The following is a 16,519-nucleotide window of genomic DNA, read 5'->3' on the forward strand; positions in this document are numbered from 1 at the left end:
TTAAATAATTTGCCTAATAATGCAGAAATGATTGCAGGTGATGACAAATTAAGAGTTTACAGATATATTGAAAAGCACTATATTAATGCAAACTATATATTTTTTCTAAAAAACTCTATTTTATATAAATATTATAGTCTAAAATAATTTATATTATTAATTTTTTCTTGACAATACTTTATTATGAAATATAATTCCAATAAATAACATACTAAGGTTAGGTACAATGAAAAAGTATTTTTATTTAGTTTTTATTATTTCTGTTTTTATATTTTCATGTTCAAACAAATCTAATATCGAAGATAATACAGTATATGTAAATTTAGGTGCTGAACCTAAAACTATAGATCCTGCTTTGAATATAACATTGCAAGGATCTACTTATGTAACACATTTATTTGAATGTTTAACTACTAAGTATAAAGATATTGCCATTCAGCCTGGAGCAGCAGAGAGTTGGGATATATCTGAAGACGGACTTACATATATATTTCATTTAAGAACTAATGGAAAATGGTCTGATGGAAAGCCTTTAACTGCCCATGATTTTGAATATTCTTGGAAAAGGGTAGTTGATCCTGATACTGCAAGCGAACCTAGTTATTTATTTGAACCTATACTTAATTTTTCTAATGTTAATGGCGGATATATGCCTGTTGATGAATTTGGTATAAAAGCTATAGATGATTATACTTTAGAAGTGAAATTGGAATATCCTACAGCTTATTTTTTGGAGCTTGTTAACTTGCCGGTATTTTCACCAGTAAGAAAGGATATGGTAGAAAAAGATCCTGATAATTGGACTAGAAACCCTAAAACTTGTATAGGTAATGGAGCTTTTGCTTTATATGAAAGAAAACCTGATCAAAGTATTACAGTTATAAAAAATACTAATTATTGGGGAGCTGACACTATAGTTGCTGAAAAAATTAAATTTGTTCTTATGGATAATCCTAATTCTGCAGTGGCAGGAGTGAAAGAGGGTTCTTTACATTTTTCAGATCAATTCCCTTATCAAGATATAGATACTTTGAGAGAGGAAGGCTATATTGATACTGCAACAAGAATAGGTACTCAGTATTATGCTTTGAATACAACTAATGAAACTTTAAAAGATAAAAGAGTAAGAAAGGCATTATCTCTTGCAATAGATAGAAACTATATAGTTGAAAATGTTTTAAAGTCTGGTAAGCCTGCAGGATCATTAGTTCCTTGGGGAGTTACAGATGTTGAGGGATATTTCAGAGATAATGCTGGAGAATATATAAGCACCAATAAAGAAGATTATAAAAAGAATGTAGAAGAAGCTCAGAGATTAATGGCTGAAGCAGGTTATCCTAATGGGGAAGGTTTTCCTGTATTAGAATTTTTCCTTACTTTTAGTAATGATATACCTATGTTTGAAGCTGTTCAGAATATGTGGAAAGTTAATCTTGGAATAGATGTTAAACTTACTCAAATGGAATTTGCTCCATTTATACATGCATTCAGAACAGAAAGAAATTATACTATGGCTGCAGCAAGCTGGACAGGAAGTTATAATGATCCTACTACTTTCTTGGGTATGTTTGTAAGCTATTCATATAAAAACCATTCTTTATTTACGAATAAAGCATTTGATGATGCAATAATTACAGCTTCAAGAACTATAGATCAGAATATTAGAATGAGAGAATTGCATAAAGCTGAAAAAATATTGATAGAAGATGAGGCGGTTATAATACCTATAGCATATTTTGAACCTGCTGTATTAAAAAGTCCGAATTTGAAAGATGTATTTTATATACCTTTTGCTCAGTATAAATTTTCATATTCTTATTTAGAAAAATAAATATTGATTTATGCCAAAAAATGTATATCATGTAGTATATGTGGAAATTTGATTACTGGGGAACAATTTATTATGGAAGACATTTTTATAGGAAAATTAATTAAAGAACTGCATACAACTTTAGATAATAGATTTAATAGATTTTTGGATAAACATAAACTAACATCTTCACAGATGGATATACTGATGTTTCTTTATCGTAATGAAGAAAAAGTCATAAATCAAAGGGATATAGAAAATTTTTTGGGCTTAAGTAATCCTACAATAGCGGGTACTTTATATCGTCTTGAAAAAAGGGTTTTATAAAAAGAAAAGTAAGCTTGGAAGATAAGAGGTATAAGGAAATTTATCTTACTCAAAAAAGTAAAAAATTGAAAGAAATTGTATTTGAAGATATAAGAAAAAATAATGAAGTTATGTTTTCAAATATGTCTGATGAAGAAAAAGAAACTTTAGTTTTTATAATACAAAAACTTCTTAGTAATATACAAGATAGAGATAATACTTTTAACTAGCTTTATATGAGGTAAATACAAATAAAGTTATGCATTCTATTGAAGTTGATAAAAAAGCAAAAAAATATTATTCAATTATTTCTGGAAAAACGGCTGGATAGATGATAATAAAATGCATATAAATGAAGAAGATTTTTTATATGCAAAAGAAAAAGGCTTGATGTTTGACTTTTCAAAAGAAATTATTAAATATAATGATCTTATAAAAAATATATATATTCTAATAAAAGAAATTGATTTTAATAATACAGTCAAAGCCTTTTTATGCAGTTTATCATCTAGGGCAGTTCATTTAAGAAGTTTCATATCTAGTTATTATTTATCTAAAAAAATGATGTCTTATGATTTTTCAAACACTGAAAATATAGAAAAAGAATTTTATAATAAATACAATATTATGATAGATGATTTTCATTTAGAATATCAGAATGTTTATAATTTTGAGAAATATAAATGGGGCGGAGTGAGACTTGAACATTTATCGTATATTTATTTTGATTTAAGAGAGTTTAGTAAAATTGATTTTGAGTTCAATCCTACAAAAGAAGATATAAATATTTTTAATGCTATATTAGAAAGAATAGATTCTTATAATATAAAAAATGATTCCGCAAATAAAATGCAGGCAGTATTAAAAGATATATTAAAATCATCAAAAGCTGAAAGGATTATTTTTTTGGAAATACTTGCATATTTAGATATTTTAGAAGCCAAAGAAGAAAGAGAGTACAGAGATACTGAATTATCAGAAAAGCTAATGAATTGGAGAGGAGGCGATTCCTATAATAAAATTAATGCTAAAAATATATTCGGAAATTATTTATTAATTTAATTTATATACATTATTGGCATAACAAAGCATACAAATACAGAAAATACTAAATATACATATACAAACATTATAGGATTATTATCTATGACTATATTTAATGTATTATTATCCTCTCTGTTTTGAAATGAACTTATAAAAGATTTAATAGTATTTATAGAAATCAATATTAAATGTATTAAAAATATAATATTCAAAATGATTAATGTTAATTTATTAGGAGTGAGTCCGTAATTTACTATTCTATATATAGTTGCTGTGATAGTTAATATGTCGAAAAGTAATGCAAATATTGGAACTATCAGATACATTGCTTTTATGAATATATTTGATTTCTTCTCCATTCTTGTAAACATTAAATTGATTATAGTTAATGATAGAATTATATTATATAATATATATACGAATCTATTATCATATGGTCTTGATTCATAAGGAATCATAAGAAACATCATTATAAATATAGTAAATAGGTTAATCACTAAAAGGAATCTTGAAATATACATTGATATTATAGATTTGGTACTATTATATATTTTGTATGCTATAAACGGTACGAATCCATACAAAAATATTATAAGACATATAATAATTTTTGCTATTGTAAATCCAATATCTGTTGATGATGAAAATAATGCCGCTATAGAAAATCCAACTATGAAAAGTCCATAAAATAATATACCTAAAATGGTACTGCTTCCTGTATTAAGTATTAAGAACCACATAAAAGTATCTCCGAATGAAGTAAAAAAGTCAGATATAGAATCAGTATCCATTACATTAAATGAATTGTATGAAAGCATCATTATTACGAAAAATATAATATTAAAAATATAATTCTATTTGCTAATATTTGAAAGTCTGGAGTATCGAGAGGAGGCATATAAACATAGTTAAAAAATATATTAGAAAAACTTGCAATCAAAGATATAAATAGAAATGATAAAAATGTAATTAAAATAAGTTTTTATTTAAATTATTTAAATGAAAAATTATAGTAAAACAAAATAGATAAAAACTAATAAAGAAATGCATATTTAAAAATATTGGAAGTATATAGTTTTCATCTATATTCGTTAATGTAATTATATAAATACATGTAGGAATAGTTGATATTGTTGCTATTAATAAATATAGTAATGTTTTTAAATAATTCTTATTTTTTGTATTATTTGGATTAGTTAAATTATTATTCATTTCATAAACTCCGTAATTTGACTAATAATATATATCATAAACCAAAAAAATCAATGTAAATAATAGAATGCTTTTTATTGAAAAAACTCTTTTTTTATATTAAACTTGAATAATTATAAATCATATCAAAAATATTGGGATTTGAAATATGTATAATAATATAGAAAATTATTTTTATGAGTTTTATAAAAAATTGGAGAAAGATTCTGTATTAATGGCATTAGATTTTAATATGGATAATACATCATCAGAGAATTCTAAATTATATACTATAGATAAAAGTTATAAAGTAATAAAAAATGATATAACAAATATTTTATCTGGATATTTATTTAATGATAATTTATTAGTTCATAATGGAAAATTGTATAATAAATCAGAAATATATGACAATAAAGAGTATATAAATAAATTGATAAATGAAGCATTTGATAAAAATATATTGTATGGTATACCTTCATATTTTGCAGATGATACTAAAAAAATTAATAAGGCTTTATTTTTAGATAGGGACGGTGTTTTAATTGAAGATGTTGGATATATAGGAACTACTGATAGAGTAAAAATAAATTCAGATTTTATTGATATAGTTAAACATGCAAATGATAAAGGATATATTACAATAGTAACAACAAATCAGGCAGGCGTATCATACAATTATTATACTAATGAAGATGTGAATAATGTTCATAAATACATATACGATGAATATAAAAATAAAGGTGCAATTATAGATGATTTTTATTATTGTCCTTATCATATTAAAGGGCATGTAGAGCCTTATAATATAGTTTCTATGTTAAGAAAACCTGAATGCGGAATGCATTTGCTTGCTTCAAAAAAATATAATATAGATTTATTTAATTCTTTTATGATAGGCGATAGAGATACTGATATTGTAAAAATACCTTATCTTCGTACATTATTAGTTGCTACAGATGTTTATGATATAGAAAATAAAGATAATATAGTAAAAATAGATGATATATATAATATTATTAAATAAATATCATTTATAAAAAATAGACTTATTAAAAACTAATAGTTGATTATGTTAATTAGTTTTTTAATAAGTCTATTATATTTTAAGCAAATTTATTGCTGTATTTCAGGTATTTCATTATTTTTTAATTTTTCAATAAAGCTTCTTAAATCGTTTTTATTGCCTTTATTATTATTGACTTTTCCTCTTTCAATGATTCTCTTAGTACCAAGACTTACTATTGTTTGTATATCCAAAATGAAGCTTACAGTACCATCACCCAAAACAGTGGCCCCTGCTAAACCTTCTGATTTTGTAATATTATCTTTAAGAGTTTTAATAACTATATCTTGTTCACCTATTAAGTTATTAACAAGTAATGCTACTTTTTTACCTTCAGAAGAAAGTATAACAGCATAGTAAGATTTTATATTATTGTATCTTGAAGGAAGTCTGAATAATTCTTTAATACTTAGTACATTGATAACATCATCTCTAACTTTGATAACTTCTATTCCTTCCAATTCTTGAATATCTTTAACATCTATTTTTACAGTTTCTAATATACTGTTAATAGGAACTGCATAATATTCTTTTTCAGCATCAACTATAAGAGCCTGAATAATAGCAACAGTAAGAGGAATTCTTAGGAAGAAAGTAGAACCTTTTCCCCATTCTGTTTCTATACCTACAGTACCATTTATTTTCTCCAAACTTTTCTTAACAACATCCATACCAACACCCCTTCCGGATACATTGGTAATTTTAGCAGCAGTAGAGAAACCAGGAGCAAATATATATTCAAGCATTTGTCTTTCTGAAAGTTTAGCATCAGCAGATACAAGTCCTTTTTTAACGGCACTTTCAAATATTTTTTGAGGTATCATTCCTTTACCATCATCTGATATTTTTATGATGATCAAGTTACCCTCATGCGAAGCACTCAAAACAACAGTACCTGTTCTAGGCTTTCCAGCTTTTTCCCTATCTTCAGGAAGTTCTATACCATGGTCCATAGCATTTCTTATGATGTGAACTAATGGGTCAACTAAAACTTCAATAACGGATTTATCTAATTCAGTTTCCTCTCCGTACATTTCTAATTTTACTTCTTTACCTAAATCTCTTGATAAATCTCTTATAAGGCGAGGGAATCTGTTAAAAGTTTGAGCTATAGGAAGCATCCTAATTTTCATTACAGTTTCCTGAAGTTCATTTGTTACCCTTGTAAGAAGCTGATAAGAGTTTCTGAATCTGTCCAAAGTATTTTTAAACTCTTCTTCCATTTTTACAAATTCGTTTAATTTATTATTGAATCCGTCAATATATGTGTTTCTGATTTCTTTAGCTTCTTTTTTCTGTAAATGCTCTTCAAATTTTCTAAGTATCTGAACAATACTATCTCTATAATATCTTTTTACTTCATTGATGCCAGTACCTATAATTTTTTGATATGAAGTAAGATCATCATCATACTGTACATAAGAACTTTTATTTGTTACAAGCTCTCCAACTTGGTTCATCATAGCATCAATTCTATCACTTTCTACCCTTAAGAATGAACTTTGTCTTTCTACTTTATGATCTTTACCGCCTTTAGCAGCATCAGGTTTTTTAGCAGCATTTGAAGAAGCAGAAGATTCTTTTGCTTTTTGAGCTTCTTCTTTTTGTTTTTTCTCTTGAAGGAATTTTTCATATTCTTCAAGTATTATTTCTTCTATTGATATTTCTTTAGTAACATCAGGTAAGGTAATAGCATCTATTATTGTTTGATCTTCTTTAATAGCGGCTAGTATATAAGTTACATGTTCATAGAATTCATCACCTTCCAAGGCTTCAAGAGGAGGTATACTTCCCATTATTTCGCCTACATCTTTTAATGCAACGAATACTTGAACCCCACCTACAGTTCTCATAGGGCTTTCAGGATCAAAACTTACATGAACCAATTTTGTTTTAACATTTTCTTCTACATTATCCCTTATTATTCCTAATAAATCGCTGTCATTTGGAAGAAGTTCATATTTATTTATCTTTTTTTCAGCTTCAGGGGCAGCAGGAGCATTTCCAGATGGAGCTGCAGCAGGAGCATCTCCAGAAGAAGGGGCAGGACCTTGTCCTAATTTCATGTTTTTGAAATCTTCTAATTTTTTTATTTCCGCTTCTATATCTCCTGAATATTCGCTTTCTTCGCTTGCAGTATTAATAAGGTCTTTTAATATATCTATACCTTTTAAAAGTACATCTATAGTAGCATCATCTACTTCTATTTTATTATTTCTTATTAAATCTAATAAGTCTTCAAATCTGTGGGCGTATTTTTGTGTTTCAACGAGTTCTACAGCACCGGCACTTCCTTTTAAAGTATGAACGGCCCTAAATATTTCCTGTATTGCATCAACATTGTTTCTTTCATTATCCAAAATAAGAATATTTTGTTCAAGTCTATCTAGCATTTCAAATGCTTCTTCAAAGAAATCTTTAAGCAGACTTTTTATATAATCATCCATTTACACGCCCCATAAAATTGAAAATCTTATTATATATTATCGTAAAAACCTAAAAATATCTATAGCAAATAATATTTTGCTTGAAAATATACTATTTTATTATATGATAAAAATAGTTAAATGTCTACTTTTTTATTTTAAAGGGGTGCAAAAATGAAAATATGTATAATAGGTACAGGTTATGTAGGACTTATTACAGGTGCTTGTTTAGCTGAGATGGGTAACTATGTAATATGTGTTGATAATGATGAAGGAAAATTAAAAAAACTTAAAAATGGTATTACACCATTATATGAACCTGGTTTGGAAGAACTTATAGTTGCCAATGTTTCTGAAGGAAGATTGGAATTTACAGATGATTTGTCTTATGCTGTAAAAGAGTCTATTGCATGTTTTATTGCTGTAGGAACTCCTTCAGGTGATGATGGAAGCTGCGATTTAAGTTTTGTACTTTCTGTAGCTAATGATATTGGAAAATCTATGAATGGATATAAAGTTATAGTAGACAAATCAACTGTACCTGTTGGAACTCATAAATTAGTAGAAGATGAAATAAAAAAACATTATAGCGGTGAATTTGATGTTGTTTCTAATCCTGAGTTTTTAAAACAAGGTGCTGCTGTTGATGATTTTTTAAAGCCTGACAGAGTAGTTATAGGTTCTAACTCTGAAAAAGCTATAGATATAATGAGAGATATTTATAATCCTTTTACTAGAACAGGAAATCCTATAATTATAATGGATGTACGTTCTGCCGAAATGACTAAATATGCAGCTAATGCTTTTCTTGCTACTAAAATATCTTTTGCTAATGAAATTGCTAATATATGTGAAAAAGTAGGTGCTAATGCTGATTTAGTAAGAATCGGTATGTCTAGTGATAGGAGAATAGGAAATCAATTTTTATTCCATGGTTTAGGATATGGAGGAAGCTGTTTTCCAAAAGATGTACAGGCTTTGATAAAAACTGCATCTGATTATGGTATAGATTCTGATTTACTTAAAGCTACTCATCAAGTTAATGTTAATCAAAGAAAAATTTTTGTTGAAAAGATATTAAAATATTATAATAATGATATCAAGGATAAAACTTTCGCATTATGGGGATTAGCGTTCAAGCCTAGAACTAATGATATGAGAGAAGCTCCTGCCATCACTATTATAAATATGCTTTTGGAGGCTGGTGCTAAAATTAGGGCATATGATCCTAAAGCTTTTGATAATGCCAAGTATATATTTGGTGATAAAATATATTATGCTGAAAACTCTTATGATGCTTTGAAAAATGCTGATGCTTTGATTTTAGTTACAGAATGGAATGAGTTTAGAAGACCTAGTTTTGATAAAATAAAGGAATTATTAAAAGAGCCTGTTATATTTGACGGCAGAAATCAATATGATAAGAACAGAATGAAAGAAAGAGGTATTAAATACTTTTCATTAGGTGTTGCTGATAATTAATATATGATATATTTTATTTCCGATACACATTTTTTTTATATGCCGGCAAATAGGAAGAAGTTATTTAATGATTATGAATCTATGCATGATTGTTTAGTAAATAATTGGAATAACAAAATAAATAAAGAAGATGATGTATATATAGTTGGTGATTTTTCTAATGATAAAGGATATTTAAAAACTACTGAATTATTAAAATCATTGAATGGAAATAAATACCTTATAAAAGGAAATAATGATAAATTTTTAGATAATGATAAATTTGATAGGAAACTATTTAAATTTGTTAAAGATTATTATGTTTTGGATATAAAAGACTATGGTAATATAATAAAAAAAATAGTTTTATTTCATTATCCTATATTGGAATGGGAAGGCTATTATAATAATACTATGCTTATACATGGACACTGGCATAAAGATAAAAAGTATCATCATTTAGCATTTAATGTTGCATGTGATATTCATAATTTTAGCCCATTGTCTATTAATGAAATATTAGAAATGGTGCTAAATGAATAATTATAAAGATATACTATTAAAGAGACTTCATACTACTATAAATCATGAAAATGAAATAGAAAATGAGTGTATTAAATTTTTAAGTTATGATATTACTATAGAGCCTAAAATAATTCAGCTTGAAAAGAAAAAAAGTATATTATGCACAGTATATTTCTATGTTAAAGCTCCTCTTTTTGATAATGTTTTTTTTGAATCTTCATCGAGTATAGCTTCAGATGAATATAAGGCTATAGAACTTTCATCTGATAATTTTGTATATTGTGCTTTGCAAGGTATATTAGATTTTCTTTCAGGCATGCATCATCATGAAATAGAGACTTCAATATTAGGAAATAAAAAAGTTTTCACTGTATGTGAAAGTCCTATATTAGGTCTTGGAAATATAGAAAATAGCATAGATAATAAAGAAGATTTTTATAATGATTATATTGAATTCGATGAAAAAAATGGATATTCTAGTTTTTTATGGAATGCTATATATAAAGAAGTTCCTTTTCTACTTGCTAATAATAGAGTAAGTTTTATAAAGACTTATGCTGCAAAAATGCCTAATGATGATATTATAGTGGAATGTACTATAAATAATATTCAGAATAAAACATTAGAAAACTGCGTTCAAAATGAAATTATTAAATGGGATAATAACGGAGAGTTTTTTTCTATAAAGCAATTTTTCTTTATACTGCAGTCTGATACTACATATATTAAATATCCTTATACAAAAGAAGAAATTGAGTATTTTGTTATGGAGTATGTACTTGAATTTGAGAAATGCGGTTTTAATTATGATTACTTTATTAAGAATATAAAGAATGTAATATCTGATGATAGTATAAGAGAAGAAATTATGAATTTTATTCCTGAAATATGTGCTGAATATGCTTTTAAAGATGCTGTTTTTAATGATAGGGTAGATGTCAATGTAGGAAATAATCATTATAATATATTGAAAACACAATTTACAAGCTACAAATATATAGAAGATTCTCTGATAGATGGTTTTTCAAATAAGATTTTTAAAAAAGAAACTTTTAATGAATTAGTTCATATCAGTAATTCTTATCATATAATATATGAAGCTATGCAAAATGATAATAATATAAAAATGAATGATATATTTGTTTCTGTTGCTTTTAATTTTTCTAATGAATATAAATTTGTATAATTGTCATAATATATTATCTATATTATTTTTTATTGAATTATTTATAGAATTTATGCTGTCAAAACAGTTTTCCAATCTGTAAAATATATATGAATCTGTTTTTATAATATTTCTCTTTTTTTCTTCGCTGTTATAATCATTAATTTCATTTTTGAATAATTTAGCAGTGTTTTCTAATGTGTTTGATATATTTTCTATGAAGATTAATATATTTTGTTTATCTTCCGGTCTATTATATTTTTTCATAAGATGTATTAATTGTTCTGCTTCAACTATAAATTTTCTATTGCTTTCTATTAAAGAGTCTGTTATAGGAGTACCTTTATATCTTGTTTGATTTTTTTCATGTACTATGATGTTGTTTTTTATCATATATGCTTTTAATAGTATTTCATACAGATATTGAGATGTATTTTCATTATTTATAGCTTTTCTCATTTGATTTATTATTATAGTATCTATTTCTATAAGTTCGCTTATCTTATCAACCATACCCTTATGGCTTTCAGTTCTTATTATAAAATGGTCAAATACCCAAACAATAGAAAGCGCCATTATTATAAATCCAACTCTTGATGAAGCTGACATTAATTTAGGCATATATGGAAATGAAGATATTAATGCAGAAATTGTACCATATATTTTTTTCAAAAAGTCATTAACAGATGAAAGTGATAATAAAAAGCATACTCCTATGGCAGGAATAATCATATCATAAGGTATATACCTAAAGAAAACCGAAAATATAAATACTCCTATAAAATTACCTAAAACATTTATTTTTAAATTATGTTTTTGTTCTTCATAGAATGGATACAGCATTATATAAGAAAGAATAGGAAGCCAGTAACCTCTTATTGCTATTTCATCAGGTAAAAAATATCTTATGGTAAATGATATACACATTATGATTCCCATTTTTAGCGAGAATCTGAAATGGCATTTATTTATATTAAATTCTTTTTTCAATCTTATGAATTTTAAATTGAATAATCTTGTTATTTCAAATTCATCTTTTTTATTTTCAAACATATTGTGTAATATATTTTTCAATTTTGATATAGTATATATCCATTCATAATTACTTTTTTCATTGCTTAAAGAATAATTATCATTGAAATAATTTATAGCACACATTACACTATTATATTCTTTTTCATGTTTTGATATATCTTTTTTTAGTAAATTGGATATTCTATCTAAAATTTTTGAAAGCATAAAAAAATATTCTGAATCTTTATCAGTAAAATTAATAATATTTTGATGTTCTTTATCTATTAATAAATTTATTTCTTCCAAAAATAAAACAAGCTGAAAGTGATTAATATTTCTATTATTCATAGTATTATGTCTTTTTAATGTGTCCACATATATTGCAGTAGTATATCCATTTATGATAGGAAATAAATCATCTTTTTTATTTAATGAGCATGTTTTATTATATAATGATGATATTTTTTTATTTATAGCTTCTATTCCTTTACAAGCCAAATTATTAGATAATTTATGTCTAGTTAAAAATCTATTTAATACTAAGAATATAAATATTATTAGTAAAGCAGTTAATATAGCTTCCATTCTTAAATGTATATCTGATATAGGTATGTTGTATGCCTGTAAAAGAACATAAGCAAAGCCGTATATGAAATAATTTCTAGGTACAAAATCATCTGATAGTAAATATACTATAGAAAAAGGAACTATAAAGTTAAGAGTTATAGTAAAGAATAAATTTTGTTCTGCTATAGTTGCCAAAAATCCTAATAAAAGTATTCTAAAAGCTACAGCAGGGAAGCTTTCTATTGTAAAACTTTGACGCATTAAAGCACATATAAATATAGAAATTACACCTATAGTAGCATTTTCTCTTCCAAATAGTCTAGTAGATAGTACCATTATAAAAAGCCCTACCAATACGCTAGGCAGAAAATCTATAGCTCTTTTTATGAATGCAATTAATATTTCTTTTTGCTTTTGATAAAAAAATTTATTTGTAAAAAACATTGGAATTAATTTGTATTTTTTATTAATTATATATATTAGACTATATTACAAATAAAAAATAGTCAATAAAGAATTATATAATTTTTTATTATTGCTTATATTAATTTTAATTGGATTGTATCATGAAGGCATTAATAATATAACATATATAATATACTTATGTTTTTAATTTTACAGATGAATATAAATTTGTTAATTATTTATCTTATATTAAGGTTATCCATATTATCTTTTATAGATACATTAATTGCATTTATACTATTTAAGCATTTTTCTAATCTATAAATTAAATATGAGTTACTTTTTTTATTAAAATTATTATTTTGTATATTATTACTAATATCATCAATTTCATTTTTGAATATTTTTGCTGTATTTTCTAATATTGTTGAAATATTTTTAATAAATATAGATATATTTTTTTTATCTTCTGGTCTATTATATTTTCTTATAAGATTTATTAATTGTTCTGATTCCACTATAAATTCTCTATTATTTTCTATGAAAGAATCTTTTATAGGAGTTCCTTTATATCTTGTTTGTTTTTTTTCATGTACAATAATATTATTTTTTATCATATAGGCTTTTAATAATATTTCATATAAATATTCAGATCCTACTTCATTATTTATAGCTTTTTCCATTTCATCTATTAGCATAGTATCTATTTCTATAAGTTCACTTATTTTATCTATCAATCCTTTATAATTTTCTGTTCTTATTATAAAATTATCAAATACCCACACTATAGATATTGCAGTCATCATAAATGTAATTCTTGATGATATAGATACTAATTTATTCATATATGGAAATGATGATATCAATGCAGATATTGTACTGTATATTTTTTTAAAGAATTGATTTCTAGAAGATATAGAAAATACCATACATATTATTATAGCAGGCATAATTGTATTATTAGGAATATATTTAAATAAAATTGCAAATATAAATATTCCAATGAAATTACCTAATATATGAGTTCTTATTGTCTCTTTTTGTTCTTCATAGAAAGGATGTAGTATTATATATGATATGATAGGAAGCCAATAACCTCTAGTTGCTATTTGATCTGGAAGAAAATATTTAACAGTAAATGCTATACACATTACAATACCCATTTTTAAAGAAAATCTGAAATGGCATTTATCAATATTTAATTCTTTTTTTAAGCTCATTAATTTAAAATTGAATGATTTTGTTATTTTAAAATCATCTTTTTTATTTTCAAACATACTATATAATATATTTCTTAATTTTATTATAACATATAGCCATTCATAATAACTTTTTTCATTGCTTAAAAAGTAATTACTATTAAAGTCATTTATCATTTTAATTATAATATTATATTCAGATTCATGTTTGTATATCCCATGTTTTAATATGCGTGATATTCTTTCTAGTATTTTTGAAAGCATTATAAAATATTCTGAATCTTTTTTAGTAAATTTATATAAATTTTCATATTCTCTTTCTATTAAGATATTAATTTCTTCTAAAATTAATATAAATTTGAAATGAGTTATATTTCTATTATTCATAGTATTATTTCTTTTCAATGTATCCATATATATTTCTGAAACATATTCATTTATAATAGAAATTATATCTTCACTTTTATTTATAGGACATGCTTTATTGTATAAAGTTAATAGCTTATTATTTATTGATTTTATCCCTCTATATGAAAAATCATTATATTTTTTATTTTTTGTAAAAAAGCTATTGATTGCTAGGTATATGAATACTATTGTTAATCCTGTTAATATAGCTTCTATTCTTATGTATATTCTTGACATAGGTACGTTATATGATTGTAATATAACATATGTAAAACCATATATAAAATAGTTTTTTGGTTTAAAATCATCTGAGAGGAAATATACTATGTAAAATGGTACTATGAAATTAAATGATATAATAAAAAATAGATTTTGTTCTGCTATAGTGGCTAAAAGTCCAAATAATAATACTCTTAAAGCTAATATTTGAAAATTATCAATAGAAAAACTTTTATGTTGTAAAGCACATATTAATGTACAAATAGGCCCTATACTAGCATTTTCTTTTCCATAGAACTTAAAGGATATTGCAGATACCAAAAGACCTACAAATATACTAGGTGTATACTCTATAGCTCTTTTTATAAATGATAAAAAATTTTCTTTTTGCTTTTGGTAAAAAAAATTATTTATAAAAAACATTGGAATTAATTTATATTTTTTTCTTATATTATATAGTATAGACTATATTACAAATAAAAAATAGTCAATAAAGAATTATATAATTTTTTATTATTGCCGATATTAATAATGAGATATCATATCTTAATTTTAAGGGGATTATACTATGCCGCCAGTAATAATAGAACATGAAGAATATCCGTCTGTAGTTGTTATTGAGTATAATAGCATATACAGAAATGAATTACAAAATTTTATTCATAATATAAAAATCAAAGATAATAAAGAAGAAGTTTTTGTTGAACCTTATTTCAATAAAATTCTTCACACAAATAATACTAATATAGGTCTTTTGACTATAGATGGAAGAATTAATGGATATTATTATATAAATAAAGATTGTGTACTTAAATATATATATATGAATTATCCATATAGAAGAAATGGTTTTGCTAAGCTGCTTTTAACTCATGCCATCAAAGCTAATCCTAATATACAATTTGAGAAGAATGCTAATCAGGCTTATACTAGACTTATCAGTTCTCCTATATTTGAAGATGTGCTTAAAGGCAATTCTTCAGGAGCATTTGATAATTCTGGATCAATGGATACATTTGAAGATCTTAGCGGCGGCGGAAGTAAAGAAGGGGAGCTTACTTTATTTTAACTTTAAAAAGATTTTTATATGTAAATACGATACTAATCATATTCCTTATTGTATCATGTGCTCATAATGCAGTTTCAATAGCAGAAGAACCTGTAATTGAAGAAAAAATTAAAGTTTATCGTCTTATAAGTATGCATACTGCTATGAATATAACTATTAGTGTAGATGATAATAAAATATATGGTAAATCTGCTATAAATGATTATTGGGCTAATTGTAAGATTGATGGAGAAAGCATATCAATAGATATGATAAAAACCACAAGAAAAACTGATAATGCTGAAAAGAGAAGGGCAGAGGGTGATTATTTATCAATACTTCAAACAGCATATTCAATCAAAATAGAGGGAAACAGACTTATAATATATACAAGGTTTATAGATGAACCTCTTATCTATGAAGAAATAAAAGATTAAAAAATGAGAAAATAAAGGCTGTACTTAAATAAGTACAGCCTTTTTTATATTGCTTTATTGTTAGCGATATATTAAACTAGCAATATATCTTACAAACTCAGCTATTAAAAAGATCATTACTATGAAACCCAAGAATATCCAAGATTTCAAAGTTCTTTTTCTAGTTTCCTTTTTATTAAATTCTCTCCTAAAAGGATCGTTATTATCATATTCCATAATAAAACCCTA

16 protein-coding genes are annotated in these 16,519 nt (G+C 24.9%); 10 read left to right on the forward strand and 6 right to left on the reverse strand.

Translation table 11 applies throughout. The features are described 5' to 3' along the window. Positions 1-226 precede the first annotated feature (226 nt). The 4 genes from BINT_RS03775 (at position 227) to BINT_RS03785 (ending at position 3,178) form a co-directional block, all read left to right on the forward strand. Positions 227-1,831, forward strand: a complete 1,605-nt coding sequence (locus BINT_RS03775) for a peptide ABC transporter substrate-binding protein (RefSeq protein WP_014487230.1) — start codon at positions 227-229, stop codon at positions 1,829-1,831. A gap of 72 nt (positions 1,832-1,903) precedes the next feature. Next, positions 1,904-2,137 carry a MarR family winged helix-turn-helix transcriptional regulator gene (locus tag BINT_RS15050; protein ID WP_234944354.1) on the forward strand — a complete coding sequence of 78 codons (234 nt, stop codon included), beginning with the start codon at positions 1,904-1,906 and terminating at the stop codon, positions 2,135-2,137. A gap of 65 nt (positions 2,138-2,202) precedes the next feature. Continuing rightward, positions 2,203-2,346, forward strand: a complete 144-nt coding sequence (locus BINT_RS15055; RefSeq protein WP_014487231.1) for a hypothetical protein — start codon at positions 2,203-2,205, stop codon at positions 2,344-2,346. A 112-nt stretch (positions 2,347-2,458) separates the two neighbouring features. After that, positions 2,459-3,178, forward strand: a complete 720-nt coding sequence (locus tag BINT_RS03785; RefSeq protein WP_014487232.1) for a hypothetical protein — start codon at positions 2,459-2,461, stop codon at positions 3,176-3,178. On the opposite strand, the gene BINT_RS03790 is transcribed toward BINT_RS03785, so the two are convergent. Then, a complete protein-coding gene (locus BINT_RS03790; protein WP_234944355.1) occupies positions 3,175-3,978 on the reverse strand; it encodes a hypothetical protein in 804 nt (267 codons plus the stop codon). The two genes, BINT_RS03785 and BINT_RS03790, sit on opposite strands and share 4 nt — an antisense overlap. 151 nt (positions 3,979-4,129) lie before the next feature. Then, positions 4,130-4,372 (reverse strand): hypothetical protein, encoded by a 243-nt coding sequence (locus BINT_RS15060; RefSeq protein WP_234944356.1) that lies wholly within the window; start codon positions 4,370-4,372, stop codon positions 4,130-4,132. A 148-nt stretch (positions 4,373-4,520) separates the two neighbouring features. Between BINT_RS15060 and BINT_RS03795 the strand changes: the two genes are divergently transcribed. Next, positions 4,521-5,378, forward strand: a complete 858-nt coding sequence (locus BINT_RS03795; protein ID WP_014487234.1) for a D-glycero-alpha-D-manno-heptose-1,7-bisphosphate 7-phosphatase — start codon at positions 4,521-4,523, stop codon at positions 5,376-5,378. Positions 5,379-5,467: 89 nt separating this feature from the next. Here the strand turns inward: BINT_RS03795 and BINT_RS03800 are convergent, their stop codons facing one another. After that, positions 5,468-7,864 (reverse strand): chemotaxis protein CheA, encoded by a 2,397-nt coding sequence (locus tag BINT_RS03800; RefSeq protein WP_014487235.1) that lies wholly within the window; start codon positions 7,862-7,864, stop codon positions 5,468-5,470. A gap of 153 nt (positions 7,865-8,017) precedes the next feature. On the opposite strand from BINT_RS03800, the gene BINT_RS03805 reads away from it, so the two are divergent. The 3 genes from BINT_RS03805 to BINT_RS03815 are packed head-to-tail and all read left to right on the forward strand — an operon-like array spanning position 8,018 to position 11,015. Further along, positions 8,018-9,325 (forward strand): UDP-glucose dehydrogenase family protein, encoded by a 1,308-nt coding sequence (locus BINT_RS03805; protein ID WP_014487236.1) that lies wholly within the window; start codon positions 8,018-8,020, stop codon positions 9,323-9,325. Positions 9,326-9,328: 3 nt separating this feature from the next. Further along, entirely contained in the window at positions 9,329-9,847 is a 519-nt protein-coding gene (locus BINT_RS03810; RefSeq protein WP_041177227.1) for a metallophosphoesterase, read from the forward strand. Continuing rightward, complete coding sequence (locus tag BINT_RS03815) at positions 9,840-11,015, forward strand: DUF6348 family protein (RefSeq protein WP_014487238.1); 1,176 nt, start codon at positions 9,840-9,842, stop codon at positions 11,013-11,015. Before BINT_RS03810 ends, BINT_RS03815 begins: the two co-directional genes overlap by 8 nt. Positions 11,016-11,018: 3 nt before the next feature. On the opposite strand, the gene BINT_RS03820 is transcribed toward BINT_RS03815, so the two are convergent. Both BINT_RS03820 and BINT_RS03825 read right to left on the reverse strand, forming a co-directional pair. Continuing rightward, on the reverse strand, positions 11,019-13,019 hold the full coding sequence (locus BINT_RS03820; protein ID WP_014487239.1) for an FUSC family protein: 2,001 nt from the start codon (positions 13,017-13,019) through the stop codon (positions 11,019-11,021). 200 nt (positions 13,020-13,219) lie between these two features. Continuing rightward, a complete protein-coding gene (locus tag BINT_RS03825; protein ID WP_014487240.1) occupies positions 13,220-15,229 on the reverse strand; it encodes an FUSC family protein in 2,010 nt (669 codons plus the stop codon). Between the two features lie 145 nt (positions 15,230-15,374). Here BINT_RS03825 and BINT_RS03830 point away from each other — a divergent pair, with 145 nt between their 5' ends. After that, on the forward strand, positions 15,375-15,875 hold the full coding sequence (locus BINT_RS03830) for a hypothetical protein (RefSeq protein WP_014487241.1): 501 nt from the start codon (positions 15,375-15,377) through the stop codon (positions 15,873-15,875). Between the two features lie 29 nt (positions 15,876-15,904). Next, positions 15,905-16,291: an META domain-containing protein gene (locus tag BINT_RS03835; RefSeq protein WP_200859229.1), complete on the forward strand. Its 387-nt coding sequence runs from the start codon at positions 15,905-15,907 to the stop codon at positions 16,289-16,291. Positions 16,292-16,351: 60 nt separating this feature from the next. Here BINT_RS03835 and BINT_RS14860 read toward each other — a convergent pair whose 3' ends face one another. Continuing rightward, complete coding sequence (locus BINT_RS14860; protein WP_014487243.1) at positions 16,352-16,507, reverse strand: hypothetical protein; 156 nt, start codon at positions 16,505-16,507, stop codon at positions 16,352-16,354. Between the last annotated feature and the right edge of the window lie 12 nt (positions 16,508-16,519).

It is taken from the genome of Brachyspira intermedia PWS/A, assembly GCF_000223215.1.
GTDB classification, from domain to species: Bacteria; Spirochaetota; Brachyspiria; order Brachyspirales; family Brachyspiraceae; genus Brachyspira; species Brachyspira intermedia.

What these genes read in the sequence shown, in the direction of transcription:
- BINT_RS03820 (WP_014487239.1), bottom strand. Translation starts at nt 13,019, where the DNA reads ATGTTTTTTACAAATAAATTTTTTTATCAAAAGCAAAAAGAAATATTA.
- BINT_RS03800 (WP_014487235.1), bottom strand. Translation starts at nt 7,864, where the DNA reads ATGGATGATTATATAAAAAGTCTGCTTAAAGATTTCTTTGAAGAAGCA.
- BINT_RS03795 (WP_014487234.1), top strand. Translation starts at nt 4,521, where the DNA reads ATGTATAATAATATAGAAAATTATTTTTATGAGTTTTATAAAAAATTG.
- BINT_RS03790 (WP_234944355.1), bottom strand. Translation starts at nt 3,978, where the DNA reads ATGCTTTCATACAATTCATTTAATGTAATGGATACTGATTCTATATCT.
- BINT_RS14860 (WP_014487243.1), bottom strand. Translation starts at nt 16,507, where the DNA reads ATGGAATATGATAATAACGATCCTTTTAGGAGAGAATTTAATAAAAAG.
- BINT_RS03805 (WP_014487236.1), top strand. Translation starts at nt 8,018, where the DNA reads ATGAAAATATGTATAATAGGTACAGGTTATGTAGGACTTATTACAGGT.
- BINT_RS03775 (WP_014487230.1), top strand. Translation starts at nt 227, where the DNA reads ATGAAAAAGTATTTTTATTTAGTTTTTATTATTTCTGTTTTTATATTT.
- BINT_RS03825 (WP_014487240.1), bottom strand. Translation starts at nt 15,229, where the DNA reads ATGTTTTTTATAAATAATTTTTTTTACCAAAAGCAAAAAGAAAATTTT.
- BINT_RS03830 (WP_014487241.1), top strand. Translation starts at nt 15,375, where the DNA reads ATGCCGCCAGTAATAATAGAACATGAAGAATATCCGTCTGTAGTTGTT.
- BINT_RS15060 (WP_234944356.1), bottom strand. Translation starts at nt 4,372, where the DNA reads ATGAATAATAATTTAACTAATCCAAATAATACAAAAAATAAGAATTAT.
- BINT_RS03815 (WP_014487238.1), top strand. Translation starts at nt 9,840, where the DNA reads ATGAATAATTATAAAGATATACTATTAAAGAGACTTCATACTACTATA.
- BINT_RS03785 (WP_014487232.1), top strand. Translation starts at nt 2,459, where the DNA reads ATGCATATAAATGAAGAAGATTTTTTATATGCAAAAGAAAAAGGCTTG.
- BINT_RS03810 (WP_041177227.1), top strand. Translation starts at nt 9,329, where the DNA reads ATGATATATTTTATTTCCGATACACATTTTTTTTATATGCCGGCAAAT.
- BINT_RS15050 (WP_234944354.1), top strand. Translation starts at nt 1,904, where the DNA reads ATGGAAGACATTTTTATAGGAAAATTAATTAAAGAACTGCATACAACT.